A 24791-nucleotide genomic window follows, 5' to 3' on the forward strand; every position below is an offset into this window, starting at 1 on the left:
GACAACCCTGACCGGCCGGAGATCGCGGACCGGCCGGGAGCGCCTGACCTGCCCGGAACGCCCGACCGGCCCGGCGTGCTCGACCGGAGCCCCGCAAGATCCTCCTGTCGCCCCGCCGGCCTTCCCCGTTGCGCCGCAGCATCCCTACGCCACGCCGCACGCCTTCTCCACCGCGCTCCGATTCCCCGCCGCTCCCCGTCCCCCTCACGCAGTGCGACGGATTCGCCGGAGCCCATCGGAGCAACACCTCGCGGCGCCCCCTCTCGTCCCCCTTTGCCCTTCACCCCTCCCCTGCGGCCAGCCGCCTTCTCGCCGGGCCTGCGACCCACCACCGTGTCATCACCGTCACCCCGCCCCTGCCGTCTCTTACCCCTCCCCGGGGACGGCGGGACGGTGGTGTCCGGGTCGTCGTCGCCTGCTCGTGGCGATGGGACAAGCCGCAAATGGGATCTCCCCCCACCACTCGAACGGGGCCCCAACCTCTTGCCGGAATTCCCTCGAACGGTGGCACCCACGCGCGTATTGTCAGCCCGTCGATCCTTACTCTGCGTGGCATCGGCGATCAGGGTGAGCTGGTTGACGTCTTCGCTGGTCGTGTCCGTATTTGTGGGCGTTCGCATGGATGACCTCCTGCCGTGTGGCCTGAGGAAAGGCCAAATAAAGATCAGCAAATCGAACACGATGTCGATCGAACTCCCGTACGATGTTGTACACCACGCTGGCGACAATTTCGAGGAAGACTCGAACAATTGTTTGAAGATGATCTTCAACAGCGATACGGTCGCTGTGTGCGACATCAGGACCACGGACCGGGAGGTTCGCCGGTGAGGCGGGCCGCCAGGCGAGGAGGAAGAGCATGACCGAGCGGGATGACGCAAACGGGGTCAGCGACCTCGCGGTGCGCCGGCGAGACGCCCTGGGCCTGACGCCCAGGCAGCGCAAGATCCTCGAAGTGATCCGCGACTCGGTTCAGCAGCGCGGATACCCACCGTCCATGCGTGAGATCGGCGAGGCGGTGCAGCTGACCAGCACGTCCAGCGTGTCGCACCAGCTCACCGCCCTTCAGCGCAAGGGCTACCTGCGCCGCGACCCGCACCGGCCACGCGCGCTCGAGGTCCGCCTGCCCGGCGAGCCCGTGCTCTGGGTCGACCCCGACGCCACGGACGAGGAGCCCACGGTCAACCGTCCGACGGCCGCCTACGTCCCGCTTGTGGGCCGCATCGCCGCCGGTGGGCCGATCCTCGCCGAGGAAAGCGTCGAGGACGTCTTCGCCCTGCCCAAGCAGCTCGTCGGCGAAGGCACGCTGTTCCTCCTGCAAGTCGCCGGTGACTCCATGATCGAGGCCGCCATCGCGGATGGCGACTGGGTGGTCGTACGCCAGCAGCCCGTGGCGGAGAGCGGCGACATCGTGGCCGCTATGATCGAGGGCGAGGCCACGGTCAAGACCTTCAAGCGCAAGGACGGGCACGTCTGGCTCGTCCCGCACAACCCCAACTACGAGCCCATCCCCGGTGATGAGGCCAGCGTTCTGGGCAAGGTCGTAGCGGTCCTGCGTCGCCTCTAGACGAGGGGCCTGCCAGGCCAGGGTCCGGGCGCGCGTCCGACCGCTTGCGCCGCGTATTGGCGCGCGCCGAAAACATGACCCTGTGGGTGCGATGTTCTTGTTGCCGCGCCCGGGTCATGGTGTGCTGAGTGCTTCTCTCGCTTGGGGTCTGGCGTGGCGAGAATTTGGACCGTTCCTATGGGTTGGCGTCTTTGGATCGTTCTCCTGGAGCAGGCTGAGGGCGAAGCTATGGCCGGGTGTGAGGCCGTGTCTGGATGTGACAGAACCGCGTCATAGCGGTCATGGGAGCTTTTTGGCGACAATGGGTGCATGCCCGCTTCGCACCGCGTCATCATCACCGTGTTCCCCGACGTCGACCTTCTCGATGTCACCGGCCCGGCCGAGGTGTTGGCGGTCGCGAATCGGGAGATGTCCGGACGGACGCCCTACCAGGTGCTGCTCGCCGGCCCCGACGGCGGGCAGGTGCGTACCAGCGCCGGGGTGCGGCTGGCCACCGATCTGACCTTCGACGAGGTCGGTGACCGGGTCGACACGCTGGTGGTGCCCGGGGCGGTCGATCGCGACGGTGCTCCGGTGATCGATCCGCAGTTGGTCGGCTGGATCGCCGATACCGCGCGGCACGCCGACCGGGTTGCGTCCGTGTGTGTCGGCGCTCATCTGCTGGCAGCGGCGGGTCTGCTGTCCGGACGGACGGCTACCACGCACTGGGCCACCGCTGACCGGCTGGCTCACGACCATCCCGACGTGACCGTGGATCCGGATCCGATCTACATCCGGTCAGGGAAGGTGTGGACGGGGGCGGGCATCAGCTCGTGCATGGATCTCGCGCTCGCTCTGGTTGCTGAGGATCATGGCGAGCGGCTTGCTCTGGCCGTGGCGCGGCAGCTTGTGATGTACCTGAAGCGGCAGGGTGGGCAGAGTCAGTTCAGCGTGCCGCTGTGGCAGGCGCCGACCGAGCGCCGGGACATCGACGAGTTGCGGGTGTGGATCACTGCGAATCTCACCGCTGATCTGTCGGCGGCTGCGCTCGCCGAGCGGGTGTGTCTGAGTGAGCGGCATTTCGCCCGGGTCTTTCGGAAGGAGACCGGTAGTACTCCGGCCGGGTACGTGGAGGCGGCTCGGGTGGAGGCGGCTCGGCGGTTGCTGGAGGGCACCGACGAGGCGCTTGAACGTGTCGCTCAGGCGTGTGGGCTGGGGTCGGCGGAGACGTTGCACCGGGCCTTTCGACGGCGGCTCGGCACCACACCCGCCGCCTATCGCAGACGGTTTCGCACCGCCGCCGCCTGATCATTGCAGCGACTCGGCCGCGGTAGGGGCTGCCTGTGGTGGGGGCTGCCTGCGGTAGGAGTCGCGTGTGGTGGGGGCTGCCCGCGGTGGGGGCTGCCCGCGGTGGGGGCTGCCCGCGGCAGGAGTCGGCCGCGGTGGTCTCCGGCGTGCTCGTCGCTGACGTCGTCGGCCAGGCGGGCGAAGCAGCAGTCCGCCCGTCGGGCGTCACGTGCCGGACATCGCGTCATGCCGGACGTCGCGTGTCGGGCGGCGGGCGGAGGCGGCGGGCAGCGGGCAGCGGGCGGAGGCCCATGCCGCTCGACGCTGACGCCCCCGCCCGACACGCCACCTCAAAAGCTCCGGCCCGCCAGGGCCGGTTATTCACCATGTCCCAAGGAGAACGAAATGACCGTCTCGACGACCCTGCGCAACGTCATCGGCCTCGACGGCGCCCTACCGTCCCTGTCCACCAGCACCCTGATCCTGATCGACTTCCAGAACACCTACCGCACCGGCGTCATGGCCCTGCCCGACGCCGACCGCGCCCTGACCGCCGCCGCCGACCTCCTGTCACGCGCCCGCAGCGCCGGGACGCCGGTGATCCACGTCATCAACGACGGCGGCGAGGGCACCCCGTACGACATCCGCGCCGAGATCGGCCAGATCGCACCCCACGTCGCCCCCCAGGACGGCGAGCCGGTCGTGGTGAAGGGCTTCCCGAACTCCTTCCACGAGACGAGCCTCCTGGAGACGCTGCGCGGTCTGCAGGCCGGCCCTGACCTGGTGCTGGCGGGTTTCATGACCCACATGTGCGTCCAGTTCACCGCCCAGGGCGCGTTCAACCTCGGTTACCGCCCCACGGTGGTGGCGGAGGCGTGCGCGACCCGTCCGCTGGCGGGCCCGGACGGCGCGCCGATCCCGGCGGATCTTCTGCACGCCGCCGCGCTGACCACGATCAGCGATCTGTTCGGTACGGTCGCCGCCCGGGTGGCCGATCTACCCGCCTGACGCAGCCCGGGAGCGGTTACTCCAGGGTGAAGCTGGCGCTGCCGCGGAAGGCGCTGGACCCGTCGTCCCGTTCCACCCACACCTGCCCCGCCCGATGCCGCACGTAGTACCCGGGAAAGTTCACCGACTCGAACGACACGGTCCCGCTCCCCGCGAGCCCTGCCCGCCGCACGAAGCTGGCGTCGGCGGCGAACAGCGTGGTGCCGTCGCGCTGCTCCACCCAGGCTTCGTGGTTGCGGTGCCGCAGGTAGTACCCGGGGAAGTTGGCCGACTCCAGTGACACGGTCCCGCTGCCTGACAGCCCGGTGACGAGCCGGAACTGGGAGTCGGCCAGCGGGGTGACGTTGGCTTCGAGCCGCGCCCGGTAGTTCCAGTGCCGCACCGCCGAGCCGGGCGTGTCGTACGACATGAGCCGCACCGGCGTGACCCCGTCGGCGACCGGGATGCCGAAGTCGGGGGTGCCGTCCGCGCGCCAGTAGACCTTCTGGACGCGCGTGCGGCGGTTCGGGTCGTTGAGGGGGTCGCCGGAGATGTCCCGGTAACTGCGGTCGTGGTAGACGAGCAGGTCGCTCTGCCCGTCCTCGGAGGTGGTGAAGGAGTTGTGGCCGGGGCCGTACTGGCTGGTGGCGGCGTTGGTGGCGAAGACCGGGCTCTGGCTCTTGGCCCAGGACGCGGCCTGGAGGGGGTCGGCGGAGGCGGAGGCGGTCAGCAGGCCGACGCAGTAGTTGGCGTCCGTGGCGCTGGCCGAGTACGTCAGGAAGAGGCGGCCGTTGCGTTGCAGCACGGCGGGGCCTTCGGCGACCTTGTAGCCGCGCGTCTCCCAGGCCAGCGTGGGGATGGTGAGGCGGGTGGTGGCGCCGGTGATGGTCCATGGGTTGGCGCCCATGCGGGCGATGTAGAGGTTGGAGTTGGTGGCGATGCCGGGCTCCTGCTGGGCCCACAGCAGGTAGCGGACGCCGCCGGTGACGAACGTGGTGGCGTCGAGGGAGAAGGTGTCCCAGGGGGTGGTGATGCGGCCGCGTTCGGTCCAGGTGCCGGTCAGGGGGTTGGCGGCGGCGTTCTCCAGGACGTACATGCGGATGCGCCAGACGTCGTCGGCGCGGCCGGCGGCGAAGTAGACGTACCACTTGCCGTTGATGAAGTGGATCTCGGGCGCCCAGATGTGGGCGCCCATCTCGCCGGTGGCGTGGCGGCGCCAGATGACGCTTTCCTGCGCGGTGGCCAGCCCCTGGACGGTGGTGGCGCGGCGCAGCACGATGCGGTCGTACTCGGGGGCGGTGGCGGTGAAGTAGTAGTAGCCGTCCGTGTGGCGGAAGATGTGCGGGTCGGCGCGCTGGGCGGCCAGCGGGTTGGTGTACTGCACCGCCGGCGAGGCGTGCGCGGCGCCGGGCGACAGGAGGTTGGCGGTCACGGTGAGCAGCGTAGCCAGGACGAGGAGCACGGCCTTCCCGCGAGAGGGGCGCATGGGGGGTGTCCTTTACGAGAGGGGAGAGGTGACCGTGTACGAGGCGTCGCCGGCGAACGTCGAGCCGGACGCCCACAGGTCCAGCCGCAGCTCGTAGTTGTAGTGCCGCAGGTAGCGGCCGGGCAGGTTGTAGGACTCGAACGACGTCGTGCCGCCGCCGGCCAGCCCGGCGCGTCCGCAGAAGGTGGCGTCGCCCTTGAAGATGGCGGTGCCGTCGTCGCGTTGCAGGGCGAGCCGCATGTTGTAGTGCCGCAGGTAGTAGCCGGGCTGGGTGGCCGACTGGAAGGAGTAGCAGCCGGAGTGGGCCAGGCCTGCGGCGACGGTGAACGTGGCGGACTGCCGGTCGGCGATCGCGCTGGTGGACGACAGCGGGTCGAGGTAGGCCAGGCCGCCGCGGTGGCGTACGTACCGGTCGGCGAAGTTGGCGGAGCGCAGCGAGCGGTTGCCGGTGGGGACGGCGGTGGTGTCGCCGGAGTCCTCGCGCAGCACGGTGAAGTGCCTGGCCGTCCCGGACAGGCCGGGCAGTTCGACCTTGGCGCCGAACGCGGAGAGGTTGGAGCTGTCGGCGTAGTAGTAGCGTCCGCCGGTGTAGTTGTCGAAGTAGATCCGCCACCTGCCGTCCGGCAGGCGGGTCAGCGCGGGCCCTTCCAGGCCGGAGCCCCAGCCGGCCCAGTTCCCTGTGCCGATGAACGTCCACGGCCCGGTGAGGGAGGTGGCGGTGGCGTGCTCGATGTACTTGGTCGTCTCGTTCTTCAGGAAGTTGTGGTACGTCGAGCCGGACTTGACCACGAAGCTGTCGATGTAGTTGGCCGGGATGCCCAGCGCGACCGGGGCGGTCCAGGTGGACAGCGCGCTGTTGGTGGCGGTGATCCGGTACGGCCTGAACTGCCCGGCGGTGCCCGTCGTGGACGCGGAGAAGATCACGTGCACGCTGCCGTCGGAGTCCTTGAACCATTCGGGCGCCCAGGTGCTGCCGGTGGCGCCGTTCAGCCCGACGGTGACGTTGCGCAGGAACGTCCAGGTCACGGTGTCGGCGCTGCGGGCGAAGCCGATGGTGTCGCCGGTCCAGTTCGTGGTGTGGACGAGGTAGTAGTAGCCGTCGGTGTGCCGCATCACGCTGGGGTCGCGGATCAGCCCGGACGGCGGCGTGTAGGCGTTGGCTCTGACGAGGTTGAAGGTGCCGGCGTTGAAGGAGTCGTAGACGTACATGTTGGACTGGCTGGTGTTGGTGAAGGCCGTCATCAGGTAGTGCGGCGCTGGTCCGGCGGCGTGTGCGGCCGTGGCCGGCGTCAGGAGAGCGGCCAGGAGCACCAGGCATAACCAGGGCAAACGCATACGCATCGAGCGGCCCTCCAGGATGTTAGCGTTAACATCTCACCACGCCGGGCGAGGCGGTGGTGAGCGCATTCGTACCCCGGCAACAAAGCGCCGTCAATATCAGCACGTCCGGCACAGCTCGCGCGCCGTCAATATCAGCACGCCCGGCACAACTCGCACGCCGTCAATATCAGCGCGCCCGGTACAGCTCGTGTGCCGCCGTTATCGCCTGGTCCGCGAAGCCCAGCACGTCCCGCCTGCGCTCGAACGGCGAGCCGTACAGCGACCGCCGCGGCGTCCCGAAGTGATCGCCGAGCCCCGCGAGGACGCTCGCCACGGACGGCAGCGCACTGTCCTCCTCGCGCAGCCGCAGCGCCTCGTCCACCACCCGGTGCCAGCGCTCGGGAAAGACCTCGCGCGCGTGCCGCCCCGCCCCGGTCTTGGAGGTGATGTCCCCGGTGGCCAGCGTGTAGTGCAGCCGGGCGACGCCGGTGACGACCCAGACGGCGCCGTACCCGCCGAGGCAGGTCAGCCCCCACGGCGTGAACGGACGGGAGGCGCGGATCACCAGGCGGCGCCAGTAGAGGTCGAGGTTGCGATCGGTCCAGGCGGCCAGGGCCGCGGGATCGTTCCAGATTTTGAGATCTTCCGGCTCGGGGCCTCGGCAGGTCAGCCCGTGGCGGGCCAGCGTGTGCCAGGTGACGGGGTCGACCGAGCCGCGCCGGTTGAACCGGCCCGCCTGCGAGCGGGGCCGCTCCCCCAGGTCGGCGGGGTCACGGCCGAGGTCGTCCCAGGTGAGGTAGACGCCGTCGAAGGGGTGGGCGCCGAGTTTGGTGTGGATGCGTTCCAGCACTCCAGGGGGCGGCGGTTCTGACGTCACCGCGACGAAGTCGACGTCGCTCGCGCCCGGCCGGTAGTCGCCGAGCGCCGCGGAGCCCTCCAGATACAGCCCCTCCACCAGCCCGGGAGCCTCCGCGTCGGCCAAGGTCAGGTACGTCTCGACGATCGCGTCGATCTTCGGGTGGGGCGTCATGGCCGCCCAGCCTGCCATACTCCGCGCCACCGCCTCATCACATTCAAGAATCCTAGAATGGCCGAGTGAATGACGCATATACCCCTTTAAACCTTAAATCCACTCATGATGGCCTCAAGTGGGCGGCGGTCGAGCCGGGGGTGATCCCCGCCTGGGTGGCCGACATGGATCTGCCCACCGCGCCGGCGGTCGCCGAGGTGCTGCGCCGCCGGGCCGACGGCGACCTGGGCTACCCGACCTGGCTGCTCGACCAGAACGCCGGCCCGCTGGCCGAGGCGTTCGCCGAGCGCATGGCGGGCAGGTTCGGGTGGCAGGCCGACCCCGGGCTGGTGCGTCCGTTCAACGACCTCAACCAGGCTCTCCAGGTTCTCCTCCAGATCTGGACGAAGCCAGGCGACGGGGTGGCCGTGCACATCCCGGCATACCACCCGTTCCTGGACACGCTCAGCGTCATGGAACGCCCGCTGCGCCCCATCCACATGGAACCGGACGGCGACACGTGGCGCTTCGAGGTGCCGGACCTGTCGGGCTGCCGAGTGCTCCTGCTGGTCAACCCGCACAACCCCACCGGCCGCGCGTTCAACGAGCGGGAGCTGCACGAGCTGGCCGAGCACGCCGAGCGGCACGACCTGCTGGTGATCGCCGACGAGATCCACGCCGACCTGGTGTACGAGCCGCACCGGCACATCCCGTTCGCCACGATCCTGCCGGGGCGCACGGTCACGCTGACGTCGGCGACGAAGGCGTTCAACCTGGGCGGCATCCGCTGCTCGGTCGCCCACTTCGGCCACGAGGGCGCCCGCGCGGCGCTGGAGGCGCAGCCCCCGTTCGTGTACGGCTCCCCCAGCGTCTTCGGCGTCGAGGCGACCGTCGCGGCCTGGCGGCACGGGGACGACTGGCTGGCGCGGACCGTGGCGCTGCTCGACCGCAACCGGCACACGATCGCCTCCCGCCTGCCCGCCGCGTTCCGCTACCGGGTTCCGGAGGCGACCTACCTGGCCTGGCTGGACGTGGGCAGGCCGGGTATGGCGGAGGTGTTCGAGCGGGAGGCGAGGGTGCGGCTGAACGACGGCGCCGCCTTCGGCCCCGGTGGTGAGAACTTCGTGCGGCTCAACTTCGCCACCACCGAGGCCATCCTCGCGGAGATGCTCAGCCGCCTGGCCGGCTGAGCGGGGGCAGATCAGGGGGTGGTGGCAGCGGGCCCCTCATCCTGGCCGAGCGGGGGGTGAGCGGGTGGCGTGGCGTTCCGGGTGAGCGGCGGCAGGTCGGGGGGCGTGGCGGCGGGATGCTCGTCGAGGGCGGCCAGCGCGAGCTCGATGGCCTTGCCGAGCTGCGGGTCGCGCCCCGCCACCCGGTCCTGCGGGGTGATCACCACCTCGATGTCGGGATCGACGCCATGGTTCTCCACGCCCCACCCGGGCCCGTCGAGCCAGAACGAGTACCGGGGCTGCGTGACGCGGGTGCCGTCCACGAGGTGGTAGCGCGAGTCGATCCCGATCACGCCGCCCCACGTCCGCGTGCCCACCAGCGGCCCGATCCCGCGCGCCTTGATGCCCGCGCTCACGATGTCGCCGTCGGAGCCCGCGAACTCGTCCGTGACCGTCACCACCGGCCCGCGCGGCGAGTCGTCGGGGTAGCGCCTCGGCTGGTACCAGCGGGCCCGCGCCCAGCCGGTCACCTTGCGCGACAGCTTCTCCAGCACCAGCTCCGACAGGTGCCCGCCGCCGTTCTCCCGCACGTCCACGACCAGCCCGTCGTAAGCCATCTCGGTACGCAGGTCGCGGTGGAACTGCGCCCACCCGGAGGCCACCATGTCGGGCACGTGCAGGTAGCCCAGCCTTCCTCCCGACGCCTGCCTGACGTGGTTCCGGCGGTCCTCCACCCAGTCGTGGTAGCGCAGCTGCGTCTCGTCGGCGATCGGGCTGACCACGACCCGGCGCACGTCGCCGCCGGAGCCGTGCCGGACGGTCAGCTCGATGGGCTGGTTCGCGGTGCCTGCCAGGAGCGGGAACGGCCCGCGTACCGGATCGACGGGGCGGCCGCCCACGGCGAGGATGGCGTCGCCGGCGCGGACGGCGACGCCAGGCGCCAGCAGCGGCGAGCGGGCGGCGTGGTCGGACGACTCGCCTGGCAGGATGCGCTCCACCCGCCAGACGCCGTCGCCGTCCCTGACCAGGTCGGCGCCGAGCAGGCCCTGGCGGCGCCTGGGGTCGACGCCGGAGCCGTTCGGCACGGCGTAGGCGTGGGAGGTGCCCAGCTCGCCCTGCGTCTCCCAGAGCAGGTCGATCAGCTCGGAGTGGGACCCGATCCGGTCGACCAGCGGCTCGTAGCGGTCGAGCACGCCCTGCCAGTCGACGCCGTTCATGTCCTCGCGCCAGAAGTGGTCGCGCATGAGGCGGCCGGCCTCGCGGAAGCCCTGCCGCCACTCGGCGACGGGGTCGAGCTGGACGGTGATCCGGTCGAGCTCGATGGTGACGACGTCGTCGCCCTCGCTCGCGGCGCGGGTCTGCAGACCGTTCTTGCCGTTGGTGACGAGCCTGGAGCCGTCGCCGCTGACCTCGAACGCGCGGATCTCCTTGCCCAGCTCGGCCTTGGCGCGCTTCTTGAGGTCGTAGCGCTCCAGCACGGTCTCGGAGCTGCTCTGCTCGCTGCCGTCGCCGAGCACCCCGCTGAGCGGGTAGCGCAGCCAGAGCAGCGCGTCCTTCGCCGTACGCAGGTTGCCGTAGCTGCCGGCGGGCACGGGGAGGGGCACCACGCGGGCGGCCAGCCCGTCGGGGTCGACCTCGGTGCGCGGCGGCATGTCGTCCTTCTTGTCGTCCTTGGACGGCTTGTCGTCCTCGCCGTTGAAGCCGCGCCCCTGCAGGGAGGGGTCGAACGGCGACGGCGTGGCGGCCTTCAGCGGCACGATGTACGGCTTGCATCCGTGGGGGAAGGACAGGTCGAAGACGTGCGCGTCGTAGACGGGGTCGAAGGTCCGCACCGACAGGAACGCCAGGTGCTTGCCATCCCTGGTGAAGGCCGGGTCGTAGTCCACGAACCGGGGCGGCGTCACCTCGATCACGGACGTGCCGTCCAGCCGCCCCATCTTGATCTGCGTCAGCCGCCGGTGGTGCGGGTGCTCCCACGCCAGCCAGGTGGAGTCGGGCGAGAACGTCAGCCCGCTCACGTCGCCCTGGTCGGTGCGGTCCAGCTCGCGTACGCTCTCGCTCTCCAGGTCGATGACGAGCAGCCGCCCGTCGTGCGTGGCGACGCCCACGTGCTTGCCGTCGGGCGCGGCGGCCAGCTCCAGCACCCGGCCGAGCTGCCCGGAGGCGAGTGTCCTGACCTCGCCGCCTGGGGTCCCGATCTCCAGCCCGTCCTCGCCACTGGCGTCGGAGACCCACACGGCCTTGCCGTCGGCGTCGAGCACCTGTGGCAGGCGGACGCGCACGCCCGGCTCGGCCCTCAGCACGCCGGCGGGGCCGTCGCGGTGGGTCACCCAGTGCGCGGTGCCCCGGATCTCGACCGCGCTGGCCCGCCCGGTGGCGTCGGGCGAGAACGCGCCCGCCCTCAGCGGCGCGGGTCGCCTGGCCCGCCCCGGCCGTGGCCCGCCGAGCCGCACGTCCAGCTTGTACGGCTCCGCGTCCAGGCTCTCCAGCAGCCACAGGTCCCCGGCGTGGCTGTAGATCACCCGCTCCCCGTCGCTCGTGGCGTGACGGGCGTAGAACTCCTCGTGGGTGCTGTGCCTGCGCAGGTCGGAGCCGTCGGGCAGGGCGGAGTAGAGGTTCCCGGCGCCGTCGGTGTCGGACAGGAACACGATCCGGTCACCGACCCAGCTCACCGACCAGTACTGCGCGGCGCTGTCGGCGAACAGCCTGGCGAACTCGCCGTTGCCCTCGGCGTCCACCCAGATCTTGGCCGCCGTGCCGCCCCGGTAGCGCTTCCACTGTGACGGCTCGCGCCACACCACCGACACGGTGGCGACCTTCCCGTCGCTGACGGCCGCCTCGCCGACCCAGCCGTACGGCAGGCGCGTGGCCGGCCCGCCGTCGAGCGGCACCGCGTACGCCCAGCGCCGGTTGTCGGAGCCCTGCCCGGCGGAGGTGACCGCGAGCACGTCGCCGCCGGCGGTCCAGCCGCGGACGGAGGTGGAGTATTCACCCCAGTGGGTCAGCCGTTCGCCTTCCGCGCCGTCGAGCTCGGCCGTGAACGCCTCGGGAGCGCCCTCCTTCGTGCTGGTCCACGCGATCCGGCCGCCGTCGGGCGAGAAGCGCGGGTTCGCCACGGGGACGCGGTCGGCGGTGAACCGCCAGGCTCTTCCGCCGCTCAGCGGAGCGATCCAGACGTCGTCGTCGGCGACGAAGGTGACCAGGTCACCGTGCAGGTGCGGGTATCTCAGGTATGCGCCATATGCCACCCCTGCACACTAAACCGAGGCATCAAGAGCAGCTCAAGAATTCCTCTACCAGTGGACAGTCCGATTTGTGGGGGAAGTGGGGACTTAGTCGGTTTCCGGAATCTGCGAGGAAGCATGAAGATCTTCGTCCGCGCGCACCAGCTCCCGCCCCGCCTGGCCGCCGCCTCCGTCATCCTGAACTCGGGCGTGGACATGGTCGACGCCGACGAGCAGCGGGCCGCGTCCACGCACGCCATGGCGGCGGACGCCTACCCCTTCCTGCGCCGCATGGACCCGGGGCTGTTCACCCGGCTGCTGGCGCGCAGCGAGGTCGCCCTCGGCGCGGCCCTGCTGGCGCCGTTCGTGCCGTCGCTGCTGGCCGGGGCGGCGCTGACGGGCTTCGCCGCGGGGCTGATCGGCCTGTACCTGCGCACGCCCGCCATGCACCACGAGGGCAGCGTGCGGCCGACGCAGCAGGGCATCGGCGTCGTCAAGGACGTCTGGCTGCTGGGCATCGGGCTCGGCCTGGTCGTCGAGGAACTGCGTGCCCGCCGCCAACATTGATCTCCGGTCCTTGGCCGCTAATGTGGGCAAAGCCGGGTAGCCGGGCCGCATGGTACAAATCGGCTACACCTTGATGTCCGAACAGACTCCGGCCCGCGAGCTGGTCGACTACGCCGCCGCGGCCGAACGGATCGGCTTCGACTACGCCGTCATCTCCGACCACTACTTCCCATGGGTCGAGGAGATGGGGCACTCACCCTACTGCTGGTCGGTGCTCGGCGCCGCGGCCCAGGTGACCGAGCGGCTGCCGCTGATGACGTACGTGACCTGCCCCATCATGCGCTACCACCCGGCGGTCGTGGCGCAGAAGGCGGCCACCATGGGCGTGCTGAGCCAGGGCAGGTTCACCCTCGGCCTGGGCAGCGGCGAGAACCTCAACGAGCACGTCATCGGCGAGGGCTGGCCCCCCGTGGACACCAGGCACCGGATGTTCGCCGAGGCCGTCCAGATCATCAGGAAGCTCTTCAGCGGCGAGTACGTCACCCACCAGGGCGAGTTCTTCGACGTGGACTCGGCCAAGCTGTACGACCTGCCGGAGCAGCCCGTCCCCATCGGCATCGCAGCCTCGGGCGGCCAGTCGGCCGAGCTGGCCGCCGAGTACGGCGACGTGCTGGTCATCAACGACCCGATGCCCGAGGTGGTGCAGCAGTTCAACGCCGCGGGCGGCGACGGCAAGCCGGTCTACGGCCAGCTCGCCCTGGCCTACGACACCGACGCCGAGGCCGCCAAGCAGCGCGCGCACGAGCTGTGGCGCTGGTCCGGCGTCGGCGGCTGGAAGGTGATGGCCGAGCTGCCCGGGCCGGTGAACTTCGCCGCCGCGGCCGGCACGGTGCGCCCCGACGACGTGGCGCGGAGCGTGCCGTGCGGCAACGACGTGGAGGCCGTCGTGGAGAGCGTCAAGAAGTTCGCCGACGCCGGGTACACGCACGTGGCGCTCGTGCAGATCGGGCACGACCAGCAGCAGCCGTTCTTCGACTGGGCGGAGAAGGAGCTGCTGCCGGCCCTGCGCAACCTGTGACTACGGGACGATGTTGACCAGCTTCGGCGCCCGGACGATCACCTTGCGGGGCATGCCCTGCACGTAGGGGGCGATCTTCTCGGAGGCCAGCGCCAGCGCGCGCAGCTCGTCCTCGCTGATGTCGGGCGAGACCTCCAGGCGGTCACGCACCTTGCCCGCCACCTGCACCACGCACGTGACCGACTCCTGCACCAGCAGCGCGGGGTCGGCCACCGGCCACCCGGCGAACGAGACGGACCCGGTGCGGCCCAGCCGCTCCCAGCCCTCCTCGGCGGTGTAGGGGGCCACCAGCGACAGCAGCACGGCCAGCGTCTCGGCGGCCTCGCGCACCGCCGGGTCGGCGGCGCCCGCGCCCGAGTCGATGGCCTTGCGGGCGGCGGAGGTCAGCTCCATCATGCGCGCCACCGCCACGTTGAAGCGCTGGCCCTCGACCAGCTTGGTCGCCTCGTCGATGGTGTGGTGCGTCACCTTGCGCAGCTCGGCGTCGCCGCCCTCGAACGGCGTGCCCGGCTCGCTGGTCACCTCGGACATCACGCGCAGCGCGCGGGCCAGGAACTTCTGCGAGGCGGCCGGCGAGACGTCGGCCCAGTCGATGTCGTCTTCAGGCGGGCCGGCGAACACCATGGTCAGGCGGACGGCGTCGACGCCGAAGTCGTCGATCTGCTGGCCCAGGTCCACGCCGTTGCCCAGGGACTTCGACATGGCCTTGCCGCCGTTGATCACCTGCCCCTGGTTCAGCATGCGCATGAACGGCTCGGTGAAGTCGACCATGCCCATGTCGTGCAGGACCTTGGTGAAGAAGCGCGAGTACAGCAGGTGCAGGACCGCGTGCTCGATGCCGCCGACGTACTGGTCGATCGGGCCCCACTTGCGCACCTGCTCGGGGTCGAACGGCCCGTCGGTGTAGCCCGGCGAGCAGTAGCGCAGGAAGTACCACGACGAGTCGACGAACGTGTCCATCGTGTCGGTGTCGCGCTGGGCGGGGCCGCCGCACTTCGGGCACTCGACGTTGACCCACTCGGTGGCGCTGGCCAGCGGTGAGACGCCCTTGGGCGCCAGCGCCTCGCCGCGCAGGTCGGGCAGCGTGACCGGCAGCTGGTCGTCCGGGACGGGCACCTCACCGCAGTCGGCACAGTGGATGATCGGGATCGGCGTGCCCCAGTAGCGCTGGCGGGACAGCAGCCAGTCGCGCAGCCGGAAGTTGACCGCCCCGGTGCCCCTGCCCTGCGTCTCCAGGATCTCGATGATCTTGGCGATGGCCTCGACCTTGGTCAGGCCGTCCAGCGGGCCCGAGTTGACCAGCGTGCCCTCGCCGGGCGTGGCCTCGCCGGTCTCGCCCGGGTCGGCCAGGCCGGTGTGCACGACGACCTTCACCGGCAGGTCGAACTTGCGGGCGAAGTCCAGGTCGCGCTGGTCGTGGGCGGGCACGGCCATGATGGCGCCGTGGCCGTAGTCGGACAGCACGTAGTCGGCCGCCCAGACCGGGATGCGCTCGCCGTTGACCGGGTTGATCGCGTGACGGCCCAGGAAGACGCCGGTCTTCTCCTTGTCGGTGGCCAGCCGCTCGATGTCGCTCAGCTTGGCGACCTCGGCGCGGTATGCCTCGAACGCCTCGCGCTGCTCCTCGGTGACGATCTCGTCGGCCAGCGCGGCGTCGGCGGCGACGACGAAGAACGTGGCGCCGTACAGCGTGTCGGGGCGCGTGGTGTAGACGTGGACCGGCTCCTCGCGGCCCTCGATCTCGAACAGCACGTCGGCGCCCTCGGAGCGGCCGATCCAGTTGCGCTGCATGGTCAGCAGCCGCTCGGGCCAGCCGGTCAGCTGCTGCATGTCGTCCAGCAGGCGCTGCGCGTAGTCAGTGATCTTGAAGTACCACTGCGTCAGCTCGCGGCGCACGACGTCGGCGCCGCAGCGCTCGCACTTGCCGGCCACGACCTGCTCGTTGGCCAGCACCGTCTGGTCGTTGGGGCACCAGTTGACCAGGCCGCCCTTGCGGTAGGCCAGGCCGCGCTCGAAGAAGCGGTTGAACAGCCACTGGTTCCAGCGGAAGTAGTCGGAGTCGCTGGTGTGCAGGCGGCGCGACCAGTCGAAGGAGATGCCGTAGCGCCGGAACGAGTTGGCCTGCGTCTCGATGTTGGCGTACGTCCACTCCGCCGGGTGGGCGTTGCGCTTGATCGCGGCGTTCTCGGCGGGCAGGCCGAAGGAGTCCCAGCCGATCGGGTGCAGGACGTTGTAACCCTTCTGCATCCAGTAGCGCGCGACGACGTCGCCCAGGGCGAACACCTCGCCGTGGCCCATGTGCAGGTCGCCGGAAGGGTAGGGGAACATGTCGAGCATGTAGCGGCGCTCGCGTGGGTCTGCCGGGTCTTCGCTCGCCCGGTAGGTCTCTTGCTCCTCCCATCGCTGCTGCCACTTGGCCTGCAGCGCCTGCGGATCGTACTCACTCACGGCTACTGTCCTTCTGGCTTGATTCGGACCCATAAGAAAACCCCTCGTGCACACAACGAGGGGTGGAGCCGCGACGGCGGAGATCTTCTAGGGCCGTCGCGGCCCGCTAAGAAGCAGGGTCGCGGAACGCATGTGTCAAGCCTAGCGCACCTCTTCGGCTGAATGCAGGCTATGGATCGAGGTCCGAAGGCACAATGGAGGCTTCAGGTCCGGCGAGACCTGATGGTGATGTATCCGTTGTGACCTCATTCGTCCCAGAAGAATAGCCTTGTCGCCGTGGTATACCCAGCTGAGCCTGATAGACCGGAGGGTGACCTGCCTCTGCAGGATCCGCCCACCGATCCGCATGGCTTCCCTCGTTTCGCTGCGGAACCACCTGCGTCTCCTGGAAAATCCCATGAGATCATGCGTCAGACGTCAAATCCGGATATAACGGGACATCCGGACACAACCTCGGGAGGGCCGGCAGCAATGGCAACGGAGAATTCCGGACCTCACCTGCCATCCTCCTGGCCGGAGCCGCCCCGCCGCGACGCCCCTTCCGCCGGGGAGGTTCCCACCTCCTGGCCCAGCGCGCCCGCCGCCGAAGTCCCCACCTCGTGGCCGGAGAGCCCGCGGCCCGGCCATCCCGAGCCGTCCTGGCCGGAGCCGCCGCGCAAGGACCCGTCGTGGCCGGAACCGCCCGGCGCCGCCCGGCCCGGCGCCGGCCGCCAGGATCCGTCCGGCGGCTGGCCGGACAACGCCTCCTCCCCCGACGTCCGCAACCCGTGGCCGGACAACGCCTCGTCACCGAACGTGCGCGCCGCCTGGCCCGAGAACGCATCCTCCCCTGACGTGCGCGCGGCCTGGCCCGAGAACGCCTCTTCGCCCGACGTCCGGGCCGCCTGGCCCGAGAACGCCTCCTCCCCCGACGTGCGCGCCGCCTGGCAGGACGTCGCGCCGCCGCCGCAGAGCACCGGAGGCCCCGCCGCGTGGCCGGACGTGTCCTCCAAGGGCGCCCCGCCCCCTTCTCCGCAGGGTCCGCGCCCCGGACAGCCCGCCGACCCGGTCCCCGCCTGGTCGCAGCCGCCCACGCCGTCCCCCGGCGCCTGGTCCAACCTGTCCAGCCCGGCCCCCTGGCCGCCGGCCGACCGCCCGGCGCCCGCCGAGTCCGGAGCCGAGCGCACCACGGTGTACAACAACGCGGGCGGCCCGCCGCCCGCCCCCCACCCGGCCGACGAACGTACGGTCACCTACAACCAGCACACCCAGAACCTCCTGAACGAACGCGCGGTCCCCTCATCCCCCATGGACGCTGCCCAGCCCCACACCGACCCGCCCCCCGCCGCCCCGCCGGGCGTGCCCCCGGGCGCGCCCCACCCCGACGACCGCCCCGGCCGGGCCGGCTCCAACCTGAGCCGCGACCCCTCCGACCCGGAGAACCGGTTCGTCACGGCCGGCCAGATCAGCGGCTCCCGCACCCCGCCGCCCGAGCGCCAGCAGGAGCTCTGGAACACCGTCTTCGGCGACGACTACCAGGCCATGGGCGACCAGGACGTCCTGGAGGACGAGGGGCAGGGCAAGCCCATCTGGATCTACGCGCTCGGCGGCTCCGTGGCGATCGCGCTGGTGGCCGCGCTGCTGTGGGCGTTCCTGTGGGGCCCGCTGGCGGGCGAGGAGCCGTCGTCCAGCGCCAATCTCGCCGCCGAGCAGTCGGCCGCGGCCACGCCCAAGGCGGCCCCCACCAAGTCGTCCACCTCGATCGGGCCGCTGCGCAAGTACACCGGCAAGGCCTCGCCCGTCATCGGCCGGGTGCCCGACGCCGCCGCCGGCATCTCCATGCCGCGCCTGGGCGGCACCTGGCAGCTCGACCAGCGTGCCACCGTGAAGGGCACGTACGGCTTCGACACCCGCCAGTACGTGCAGGTGGCGCCCGAGAGGTACGCCACGGTCATGTCGGGGCCGCTGTCGCAGCGGCTGTCGTCGTACTACGAGCCGGACAACCTGGAGCCGGTGATCAAGCAGGTCGTGCTGAGCGCGCGCCGCAGCTTCTTCCCGCAGGGCAACAAGGTTCGCAAGATCGCCCAACAGCCGATCAAGGTGGGCGACCAGACGGGCCGGCTGATCGCGTACGAGCTGACCTCGGACACCGAGAACGCCACGATCGCCACCATGGCCATCAACACCGGCGGCCAGGTCCCGGCGATCGTCTACATCTCGATCCCGGCGGAGAGCAAGGAGCTCCTGCCCGACATCCGTACGGTGATGAACCAGATCCGTCTGGCCGGCCAGTCCTGACCGAGGCTCGCGCCCGCCCCGTCGCGGGCGGGCGCGGCGTCGGTCAGAAGGTGCACTCCATGTGCTTGATCCCGTTGATGAAGCTGGAGTGCAGCCGGTCCGGCCTGCCGGCCTCGACGTTGGGGACGCGGCGCAGCAGCTCGCGGAACATCACCGTGATCTCCCTGCGCGCCAGGTGAGCGCCCAGGCAGAAGTGCGGGCCGGGACCGCCGTAGCCGACGTGCGGGTTGGGGTGACGGGTGATGTCGAAGCGGCGCGGGTCGTCGAACACGGCCGCGTCCCTGTTGGCGGCCCAGTAGAACAGCACGACCTTCTGCCCCGCGCGGTACAGGTGGCCGTTCATCTCGAAGTCCCTGGTGGCCTTGCGGCGCATGAAGTTCACCGGTGAGGCCAGCCGGACGATCTCCTCGACCGCGCCGGGGGCGCGGCCGTCGATGTCCTCCAGCCAGAGCGCGCGCTGGTCGGGGTTCTTGGTGAGCAGGCGCATGCCGTACGAGATGGCGTTGCGGGTGGTCTCGTTGCCGGCCACCACCAGCAGGATGAAGAACGAGCCGAGCTCCTGCATGGTCAGCCGCTCGCCGTCGATGTTGGCGTTGACCAGGGACGAGGTGAGGTCGCCCGTCGGGTTGTCGGCGCGGTGGGCGGCCAGGTCCTGGACGAGCTGCTGCAGCTCCATGCCGGCGTTGAGCAGCCGTTCGGCGAGCTGATTGAGGTCGTCGCCGGTGTACTCGGGGTCGAAGCCGCCCAGGATGATGTTCGAGCGGTCGAAGACGAACTGGTAGTCGCGCTCCGGGATGCCCATCATGTCGCAAATGATCTTCAGGGGCAGCCGCGCGGCCACCTCGGTCACGAAGTCGCAGCCGGACCCCTTGGCGAGGAGGTCGTCCACGATGCCGACGGCCGCCGCCTCCACGTCCGACTCGAACTGTTTGATCATCTTGGGGGTGAAGGCCCGCGAGACGATCCTGCGCAGCCGGGCGTGGCGCGGGTCGTCCATGTTGATCATCGAGCCGAAGTACTCGGCGAACTCCGCCGGCATGTCGGGGATGTTCGTCGCGCCCCCGTCTCCCGAGCAGAAGACCTCGGGGTTGCGGCTGGCCTCCAGGATGTCGGCATGCTTGACCAGCGCGTAGTAGCCCGGCCCCTGGGGCATGTAGGTCATCTCCGATTCCTCGAAGAAGGCCGGGGTGTCGAGCGAACGCAGCCGCTCGAACGCCTCCTCGCGCTCACTCATGGGCTTGGCCCAGAAGTCGCGGTCCGACAGGTCGAAGTCCAGGACGCTCATGAGGCCATCATTCGGAAAGCGGCCACTTACGTCAATGGGTTCGACGTACACCGTACGTACCTCGCCGGAAAACCTGTGGCTCCGCGCGCGGCGCGCGCCCTATGGTGACCCCGTGTACTTCTTCCGACGTTAGCGATCCGCCGGCGGGTCGCGGACGACCCACCGCCGGTGATGCGGGACGGCTCGACGAGCGCCGTCCCGGGTCGCGACGTGGGAGAAACACAGTTGCATACCTTTGCCGTGGCCAGGGCCGTGCGTGGCATCGAGCCCCTGGTGGCCAACGAGATCCGGCATTCCAAGACAGGCGTGGTGCGCGGGGTGCGCCACCGCGAGGTGTGGTTCGAGGCCCGGCCCGACGCCGACCTGCTCGCGCTGCGCACCGCCGACGACGTGCTGCTGGCGGCGGCCGTCGTCGACGGCGTCGGCTCCGGCCGCGCCGCTTTGCTCCGGCTGGCGCGGGCGGCGCGCGAGGTCGACGCCCGGCTGCTGGGCTCGCCCGGGAGCGGGGTGGAGGTGTCGGCGTCGTTCGTGGGGCGGCGCAACTACACCAGGTTCGAGGTCGAGGACGCGGTGGGGGCCGAGCTGGCGCGGCCGTTGCGCGTGCCCTACCACTCGCGGCGGGACGGGCGGCGGCCGCCGGGCGGGGCGATGGCGTGGCGGGTCACGATCGAGGGCGAGCAGGCGGTCATCGCGGTGCGGGTGGCGGGGCGGCCGTTGCATCGGCGGGCCTACAAGACGGCTTCCGTACGGGGCACGTTGCATCCGCCGGTGGCCGCTGCGATGGCTCGGCTCGCGCGGCTCGACGAGGGGTTGACGGTGGTCGATCCGTGTTGTGGTGCGGGCACGACGCTGATCGAGATGGCTGCCTTGGCCGGCGGGTCGCCTGGGGGTGGGGCGGGGATGCGGCTGCTGGGCTTCGACCACGACCCGGCCGCCGTGGCAGCCGCCACCGCCAACGCCTGCGCCGCCGCCGCCGCGTCCGGCACGCCAGGACCCCGTGACGCGCACAGCGCCATACGCGCAGACAGCACCGCACACACAGGCAGCGCAGCACGCACGCCCAGCGCCGCGCGCGTAGCCAACGCGGGCGCAGCCAACGCGCGCGCGGGCAACACGGGCGCGGGCAACACGGGCGACGCGGGCGCGGCAGGTGAGGCGCCCCCGGAGGCCCAGCCTCTGCGCCTGGCGTGGGCGATCGCCGACGGCGGCCGGATCCCGTTGGGTGACGGCGCCGCGGACCGGGTGCTGGTGAATCCGCCCTGGGGCCGCCAGGTCCCCCCGGCGGGCCTGCTCTCCCAGGACCCGGCCGCCCTGTGGCGCGAGGTCCGCCGCGTGCTGTCCCCCGGCGGCCTGGCGGTGGCGCTGGTCCACGACGGCGTCCCGCCCGGTTTCACGGTGGAGGAGGTGCTGGAGGTGAGCCTGTCAGGGCAGCACCCCCTGATCACGGTCCTCAGCCGGAGGCGGGCCCGAGCCAGTCGAGGATGAGCCGGTTGACCTCGGCGGGCCGTTCCAGGTGGAGGAAGTGTCCCGCGCCCGCCACCTGCTCGGCCCGCGACCCTTCCGGCAGGTGGTCGAGTGCCCCCTTGACGAGGTCGGGGCCGAGGCATCCGTCCTGCGCCCCGTGCAGGTAGAGGACGGGCCCGGTGACGGGGCGTTCGACGGCCGGGTAGCGGCCTGAGGGCGGGGTGGTGCCGAGCATGGCGCGGTAGTAGCCGATGGCGGCGGCGAGGTTGGCGGGGTCGCGCAGGCTGCGGTGCACGAACTCGAGGTCTTCGCTCGCGTCGTAGCCGGGCGACCAGTCGCGCCAGAGGTTGTCGATGAAGCCGGGCGTGGCGGCGGCGGTCTCGGCGAGCGCGGTCTGGAAGAGGAAGATGTAGAAGGAGCGCTTGAGCTGCTCGTAGTCGAGGAAGAGGCCGGCGAGGGAGCCGGGCGGCGGTACGGCGAGCGTGACGGCGCGGCGGAAGCGGCCGGCGGTGGCGTAGGCGGGGAAGGTGCCCCAGTCGTGCCCGATGATGACGGCGTCGTCCCCGCCGCCGAGTTCCTCGTGCAGCGCGCGTACGTCCGCGACGAGCGCCGCGTCCTCGTACGCGCCGTCGGCCGGGACCTCTGTGGGCGCGTATCCGCGCATGAAGGGCGCGACCGCGCGGTAGCCGCGCTCGGCCAGCGCGGGCATCAGGTGCCGCCAGGTGTGCGCGGTGTCGGGGAAGCCGTGCAGGAGCAGCGCCAGCGGCCCCTCCCCCAACGATAGATACGCGAACTCCACCCCATTGGCGTGGATAGTCCTGATCTCCATGACTGCGAAACCTAGCACGCCGGATCTTCCGTCACCGGACATCTCAGAACGCCCACCTCAGATGCTTGACACCGTTGATGAAGTTGGACAGGAGGAAGTCGGGCTCCCCTGCCGCCCTGACGTCCGGCAGCCGGGTGAACAGCTCGCGGAACATCACGGTCATCTCCCTGCGCGCCAGGTGCGCGCCCAGGCAGTAGTGCGGGCCAGGACCGCCGAAGCCGACGTGCGGGTTGGGGTCGCGGGTGATGTCGAACGCGTCGGGGTCGCGGAAGACCGACTCGTCGCGGTTGGCCGAGTTGTAGAAGAGCAGCACCTTGTCGCCCTTCCTGTACGTCATGCCGTTCATCTCGTGATCCCGCGTCAGCGTGCGGCGGAACTGGATGACCGGCGTGGCGTAGCGGACGATCTCGTCGCAGGCTCCCACGACGCGCTCGTCGAAGTCGGCCAGCAGCAGCTCGCGCTGCTCCGGGTGGTCGGTGAAGAGCTTGAGCCCGTACGCGATGGCGTTGCGCGTGGTCTCGCTGCCCGCCACCACCAGCAGGATGAAGAACGAGCCGAGCTGCTGCGAGGTGAGCCGTTCCTCCCCGTTGACCAGCAGGCTGACGAGGTCGCCCGTGGGCCGCCTGCGCCGTTCGTCACCGAGGCGGGCGGCCAGCCGGTTGAGCGAGTAGCCGGCGTGCAGCAGCTTGACCAGGCCGCGGGCGACGTTGGCGCGGCTGAAGTCGGGTGAGATGCCGGTGTACTCGGTGTCGGCGTTGCCGAGGATGACGTTCGTCCGCCGCAGCACCATGTCATGAAATTTCGCGGGGATGCCCATCATGTCGCAGATGACGCGTACGGGAAGCCTGGCGGCCACCTGGGTGACGAAGTCGCCGGGCCCCTCCTCGATCGCCCGGTCGACGATCTCGGCGGCGGCCCGCGCCAGGTCCTCCTCCATCTTCGACAGGATGCGCGGCGTGAACGCCCGCGACACGATGCGCCTCAGCCGCGCGTGCGCCGGATCGTCCATGTTGATCATGGAGCCGAAGTAGACGCTCAGCCAGCGCGGCATGTCGGGGATGCTGTTGGAGCACGGCTCGCTGCTGAACACGGCCGCGTTCCTGCTGGCCTCGCTCACGTCGGCGTGGCGCACCAGCGCGTAGTAGCCGGGGCCGTGACCGATGAACGGCACGGCCTGTTCCGGCACGAACACCGGGCGCTCCAGCTCACGCAGCTTGCGGAACGCCGCCATGCGCTCGTCCTGCGACCGTCCCCAGAACGGGATCTGCGACAGGTCGAGGTCCGCGGACAGGGTCATATCGACGAGACTACGCAAGTGACCACTTACGTCAAGCCTTGCTCGCCCTGATCAGGTCGGCCCCCTTCTCGCCGATCATGATGGCGGGGGCGTGGGTGTGGCCGCGGTTGAGCGTCGGCATGACCGACACGTCCACGACCCTGAGCCCCTCGACGCCGCGCACGCGCAGCTCCGGGTCCACGACCGAGGCCTCGTCGGTGCCCATGCGGCAGCTCCCGACGGGGTGGTAGAGGGTCTCGCCGCGCTCGCGTACCCACTGGGCCAGCTCCTCGTCGCTCTCCGGCCCCCAGTACGGCGCCATCGGCCCGCCCGCGTAGGCCTTCATCGCGGTCGTGGCGAACACGTGCTTGGCCGCCTTCAACCCCTCGACCAGGCGTTTGACGTCGGCCTCCGCCGTCAGGTAGCCGGGGTCGATCACCACGTCCCTGCCGTTGAGCGCGATCCTGCCCCGGCTCTCCGGCTGCAGCAGCACGACGCCGACGGTGAGCCCGTGGCCGGTGGGCGGGGTGAAGCCGTGGTCCACGAACGGCACCGGCGCGAAGATCAGCTCGATGTCGGGCGCGGGCTCCTCGGGCGAGGTCCTGATGAACGCGACGGCCTCGCCGACGTTCGTGGTGAGCATGCCGGAGCGCAGCACGATGTAACGCAGCAGGTTCACGATCGACTCGGCCTTGGTCAGCGTCACCGGCTGCCTGCACTCGACGAACACGCCGCTCGACAGGTGGTCCTGGAGGTTCTTGCCGACCTCGGGCAGCTCGTGCACGATCGGCACGCCCGCGTCGCGCAGCTCGTCGGCCGCGCCGACGCCGGAGCGCATGAGCAGGTACGGCGAGCCGATCGCGCCGCCCGCCAGGATGACCTCCAGCCTGGCCTTGATCGGGGCGCCGCCGCTGTGCTCGATGCCCGTCGCGCGCCTGCCGTCGAACGTGACCCGGTCGACGGTGGTGTTCGTGATCACGTGCAGGTTGGGCCGGGACAGCGCCGGGCGCAGGTACGCGTCGGCGGAGCTCCACCGCCTGCCGCGGTTCTGGGTGACGGGGGTGGGGCAGTAGCCCTCGTTGCTGCGGCCGTTCAGCTCGGTCAGCCGGGTGTAGCCCAGCTCCTCGCACGCCTTCAGGAAGACGCCGGTGGTGACGTTGGGGCTGCGCAGCTCGGAGACGTAGAGCGGGCCGTCGGTGCCGTAGACGCCGCCGTGGTTGCTGCCGACGCGGCGCTCGGCCTTGGTGAAGTAGGGCAGGACGTCGTCGTACGCCCAGCCGGGGATCCCCCACTGGTCGTAGTCCTGCTGGCAGCCGCGTACCCACATCTGGGCGTTGAGCGAGGAGGAGCCGCCCAGCACCCGCCCGCGCGGCCAGTAGAGCTCGCGCCCGGACATCTCGCTCTGTTTGGCCGTCAGGTAGGCCCAGTCGTACTCGGTCTTGAACAGCTTGGCGAAGCCGGCCGGCATGCGGATCTCGAGCTTGTCGTCCTTGCCGCCCGCCTCGACCAACGCCACCGTTACGCCGGGATCCTCCGTCAACCTGCTGGCCAGCACGCATCCGGCCGAGCCTGCCCCGACGATCACGTAGTCGTACTCCATGA

17 protein-coding genes are annotated in these 24791 nt (G+C 70.7%); 8 read left to right on the top strand and 9 right to left on the bottom strand.

Annotation, left to right across the window (positions count from 1 at the left end; genetic code table 11):
- Positions 1-856 precede the first annotated feature (856 nt).
- The 3 genes from lexA to FXF51_RS47330 all read left to right on the top strand — a co-directional run bounded on the left by lexA (position 857) and on the right by FXF51_RS47330 (position 3838).
- Positions 857-1564, top strand: coding sequence for a transcriptional repressor LexA (gene lexA / locus FXF51_RS47320; protein ID WP_148441378.1), 708 nt, complete (start codon positions 857-859; stop codon positions 1562-1564).
- 309 nt (positions 1565-1873) lie between these two features.
- Entirely contained in the window at positions 1874-2851 is a 978-nt protein-coding gene (locus FXF51_RS47325; protein ID WP_148441379.1) for a GlxA family transcriptional regulator, read from the top strand.
- Positions 2852-3235: 384 nt separating this feature from the next.
- A complete protein-coding gene (locus FXF51_RS47330) occupies positions 3236-3838 on the top strand; it encodes a cysteine hydrolase family protein (RefSeq protein WP_148441380.1) in 603 nt (200 codons plus the stop codon).
- 16 nt (positions 3839-3854) lie between these two features.
- On the opposite strand, the gene FXF51_RS47335 is transcribed toward FXF51_RS47330, so the two are convergent.
- From FXF51_RS47335 to FXF51_RS47345, 3 genes are all read right to left on the bottom strand, one after another.
- Positions 3855-5303, bottom strand: coding sequence for a family 43 glycosylhydrolase (locus FXF51_RS47335; RefSeq protein WP_148441381.1), 1449 nt, complete (start codon positions 5301-5303; stop codon positions 3855-3857).
- Between the two features lie 12 nt (positions 5304-5315).
- Entirely contained in the window at positions 5316-6644 is a 1329-nt protein-coding gene (locus tag FXF51_RS47340) for a glycoside hydrolase family 43 protein (protein WP_148441382.1), read from the bottom strand.
- Positions 6645-6810: 166 nt separating this feature from the next.
- The gene (locus FXF51_RS47345) at positions 6811-7653 is read right to left on the bottom strand and encodes a nucleotidyltransferase domain-containing protein (protein WP_187414970.1); all 843 of its coding nucleotides are present in this window, start codon (positions 7651-7653) and stop codon (positions 6811-6813) included.
- A 164-nt stretch (positions 7654-7817) separates the two neighbouring features.
- Between FXF51_RS47345 and FXF51_RS47350 the strand changes: the two genes are divergently transcribed.
- Positions 7818-8822 carry a MalY/PatB family protein gene (locus tag FXF51_RS47350; protein ID WP_148441384.1) on the top strand — a complete coding sequence of 335 codons (1005 nt, stop codon included), beginning with the start codon at positions 7818-7820 and terminating at the stop codon, positions 8820-8822.
- An 11-nt stretch (positions 8823-8833) separates the two neighbouring features.
- Here the strand turns inward: FXF51_RS47350 and FXF51_RS47355 are convergent, their stop codons facing one another.
- Positions 8834-12049, bottom strand: a complete 3216-nt coding sequence (locus FXF51_RS47355) for a S41 family peptidase (protein ID WP_148441385.1) — start codon at positions 12047-12049, stop codon at positions 8834-8836.
- A gap of 114 nt (positions 12050-12163) precedes the next feature.
- Between FXF51_RS47355 and FXF51_RS47360 the strand changes: the two genes are divergently transcribed.
- Entirely contained in the window at positions 12164-12592 is a 429-nt protein-coding gene (locus FXF51_RS47360; RefSeq protein WP_148441386.1) for a hypothetical protein, read from the top strand.
- A gap of 49 nt (positions 12593-12641) precedes the next feature.
- Entirely contained in the window at positions 12642-13610 is a 969-nt protein-coding gene (locus FXF51_RS47365; RefSeq protein WP_148441387.1) for a TIGR03557 family F420-dependent LLM class oxidoreductase, read from the top strand.
- Here FXF51_RS47365 and leuS read toward each other — a convergent pair whose 3' ends face one another.
- Positions 13611-16091: a leucine--tRNA ligase gene (gene leuS, locus FXF51_RS47370; RefSeq protein WP_148441388.1), complete on the bottom strand. Its 2481-nt coding sequence runs from the start codon at positions 16089-16091 to the stop codon at positions 13611-13613. It lies immediately after the preceding gene.
- 438 nt (positions 16092-16529) lie between these two features.
- Here leuS and FXF51_RS47380 point away from each other — a divergent pair, with 438 nt between their 5' ends.
- Positions 16530-18335: a hypothetical protein gene (locus FXF51_RS47380; RefSeq protein ID WP_187414971.1), complete on the top strand. Its 1806-nt coding sequence runs from the start codon at positions 16530-16532 to the stop codon at positions 18333-18335.
- Between the two features lie 43 nt (positions 18336-18378).
- Here FXF51_RS47380 and FXF51_RS47385 read toward each other — a convergent pair whose 3' ends face one another.
- Positions 18379-19620, bottom strand: a complete 1242-nt coding sequence (locus FXF51_RS47385) for a cytochrome P450 (protein ID WP_148441390.1) — start codon at positions 19618-19620, stop codon at positions 18379-18381.
- A 225-nt stretch (positions 19621-19845) separates the two neighbouring features.
- Here FXF51_RS47385 and FXF51_RS47390 point away from each other — a divergent pair, with 225 nt between their 5' ends.
- Positions 19846-21105, top strand: a complete 1260-nt coding sequence (locus tag FXF51_RS47390) for an RNA methyltransferase (RefSeq protein ID WP_148441391.1) — start codon at positions 19846-19848, stop codon at positions 21103-21105.
- On the opposite strand, the gene FXF51_RS47395 is transcribed toward FXF51_RS47390, so the two are convergent.
- From FXF51_RS47395 to FXF51_RS47405, 3 genes are read right to left on the bottom strand one after another with little or no spacing between them, the layout of a single operon-like run.
- Positions 21071-21913, bottom strand: a complete 843-nt coding sequence (locus FXF51_RS47395) for an alpha/beta fold hydrolase (RefSeq protein WP_148441392.1) — start codon at positions 21911-21913, stop codon at positions 21071-21073. The genes FXF51_RS47390 and FXF51_RS47395 overlap by 35 nt on opposite strands.
- A 43-nt stretch (positions 21914-21956) precedes the next feature.
- Complete coding sequence (locus tag FXF51_RS47400) at positions 21957-23210, bottom strand: cytochrome P450 (protein ID WP_148441393.1); 1254 nt, start codon at positions 23208-23210, stop codon at positions 21957-21959.
- A 31-nt stretch (positions 23211-23241) separates the two neighbouring features.
- Positions 23242-24789, bottom strand: coding sequence for a GMC family oxidoreductase (locus FXF51_RS47405; RefSeq protein WP_148441394.1), 1548 nt, complete (start codon positions 24787-24789; stop codon positions 23242-23244).
- Positions 24790-24791 lie beyond the last annotated feature (2 nt).

The sequence above is a fragment of the Nonomuraea sp. PA05 genome (assembly GCF_008086045.1).
Lineage (GTDB): Bacteria > Actinomycetota > Actinomycetes > Streptosporangiales > Streptosporangiaceae > Nonomuraea > Nonomuraea monospora.

Excerpts from the sequence above, each read along its gene's own strand:
- lexA (WP_148441378.1), top strand. The coding sequence starts at position 857 with ATGACCGAGCGGGATGACGCAAACGGGGTCAGCGACCTCGCGGTGCGC.
- FXF51_RS47325 (WP_148441379.1), top strand. The coding sequence starts at position 1,874 with ATGCCCGCTTCGCACCGCGTCATCATCACCGTGTTCCCCGACGTCGAC.
- FXF51_RS47330 (WP_148441380.1), top strand. The coding sequence starts at position 3,236 with ATGACCGTCTCGACGACCCTGCGCAACGTCATCGGCCTCGACGGCGCC.
- FXF51_RS47335 (WP_148441381.1), bottom strand. The coding sequence starts at position 5,303 with ATGCGCCCCTCTCGCGGGAAGGCCGTGCTCCTCGTCCTGGCTACGCTG.
- FXF51_RS47340 (WP_148441382.1), bottom strand. The coding sequence starts at position 6,644 with ATGCGTATGCGTTTGCCCTGGTTATGCCTGGTGCTCCTGGCCGCTCTC.
- FXF51_RS47345 (WP_187414970.1), bottom strand. The coding sequence starts at position 7,653 with ATGACGCCCCACCCGAAGATCGACGCGATCGTCGAGACGTACCTGACC.
- FXF51_RS47350 (WP_148441384.1), top strand. The coding sequence starts at position 7,818 with ATGGATCTGCCCACCGCGCCGGCGGTCGCCGAGGTGCTGCGCCGCCGG.
- FXF51_RS47360 (WP_148441386.1), top strand. The coding sequence starts at position 12,164 with ATGAAGATCTTCGTCCGCGCGCACCAGCTCCCGCCCCGCCTGGCCGCC.
- FXF51_RS47365 (WP_148441387.1), top strand. The coding sequence starts at position 12,642 with ATGGTACAAATCGGCTACACCTTGATGTCCGAACAGACTCCGGCCCGC.
- leuS (WP_148441388.1), bottom strand. The coding sequence starts at position 16,091 with ATGGGTCCGAATCAAGCCAGAAGGACAGTAGCCGTGAGTGAGTACGAT.
- FXF51_RS47380 (WP_187414971.1), top strand. The coding sequence starts at position 16,530 with ATGGCAACGGAGAATTCCGGACCTCACCTGCCATCCTCCTGGCCGGAG.
- FXF51_RS47385 (WP_148441390.1), bottom strand. The coding sequence starts at position 19,620 with ATGAGCGTCCTGGACTTCGACCTGTCGGACCGCGACTTCTGGGCCAAG.
- FXF51_RS47395 (WP_148441392.1), bottom strand. The coding sequence starts at position 21,913 with ATGGAGATCAGGACTATCCACGCCAATGGGGTGGAGTTCGCGTATCTA.
- FXF51_RS47400 (WP_148441393.1), bottom strand. The coding sequence starts at position 23,210 with ATGACCCTGTCCGCGGACCTCGACCTGTCGCAGATCCCGTTCTGGGGA.
- FXF51_RS47405 (WP_148441394.1), bottom strand. The coding sequence starts at position 24,789 with ATGGAGTACGACTACGTGATCGTCGGGGCAGGCTCGGCCGGATGCGTG.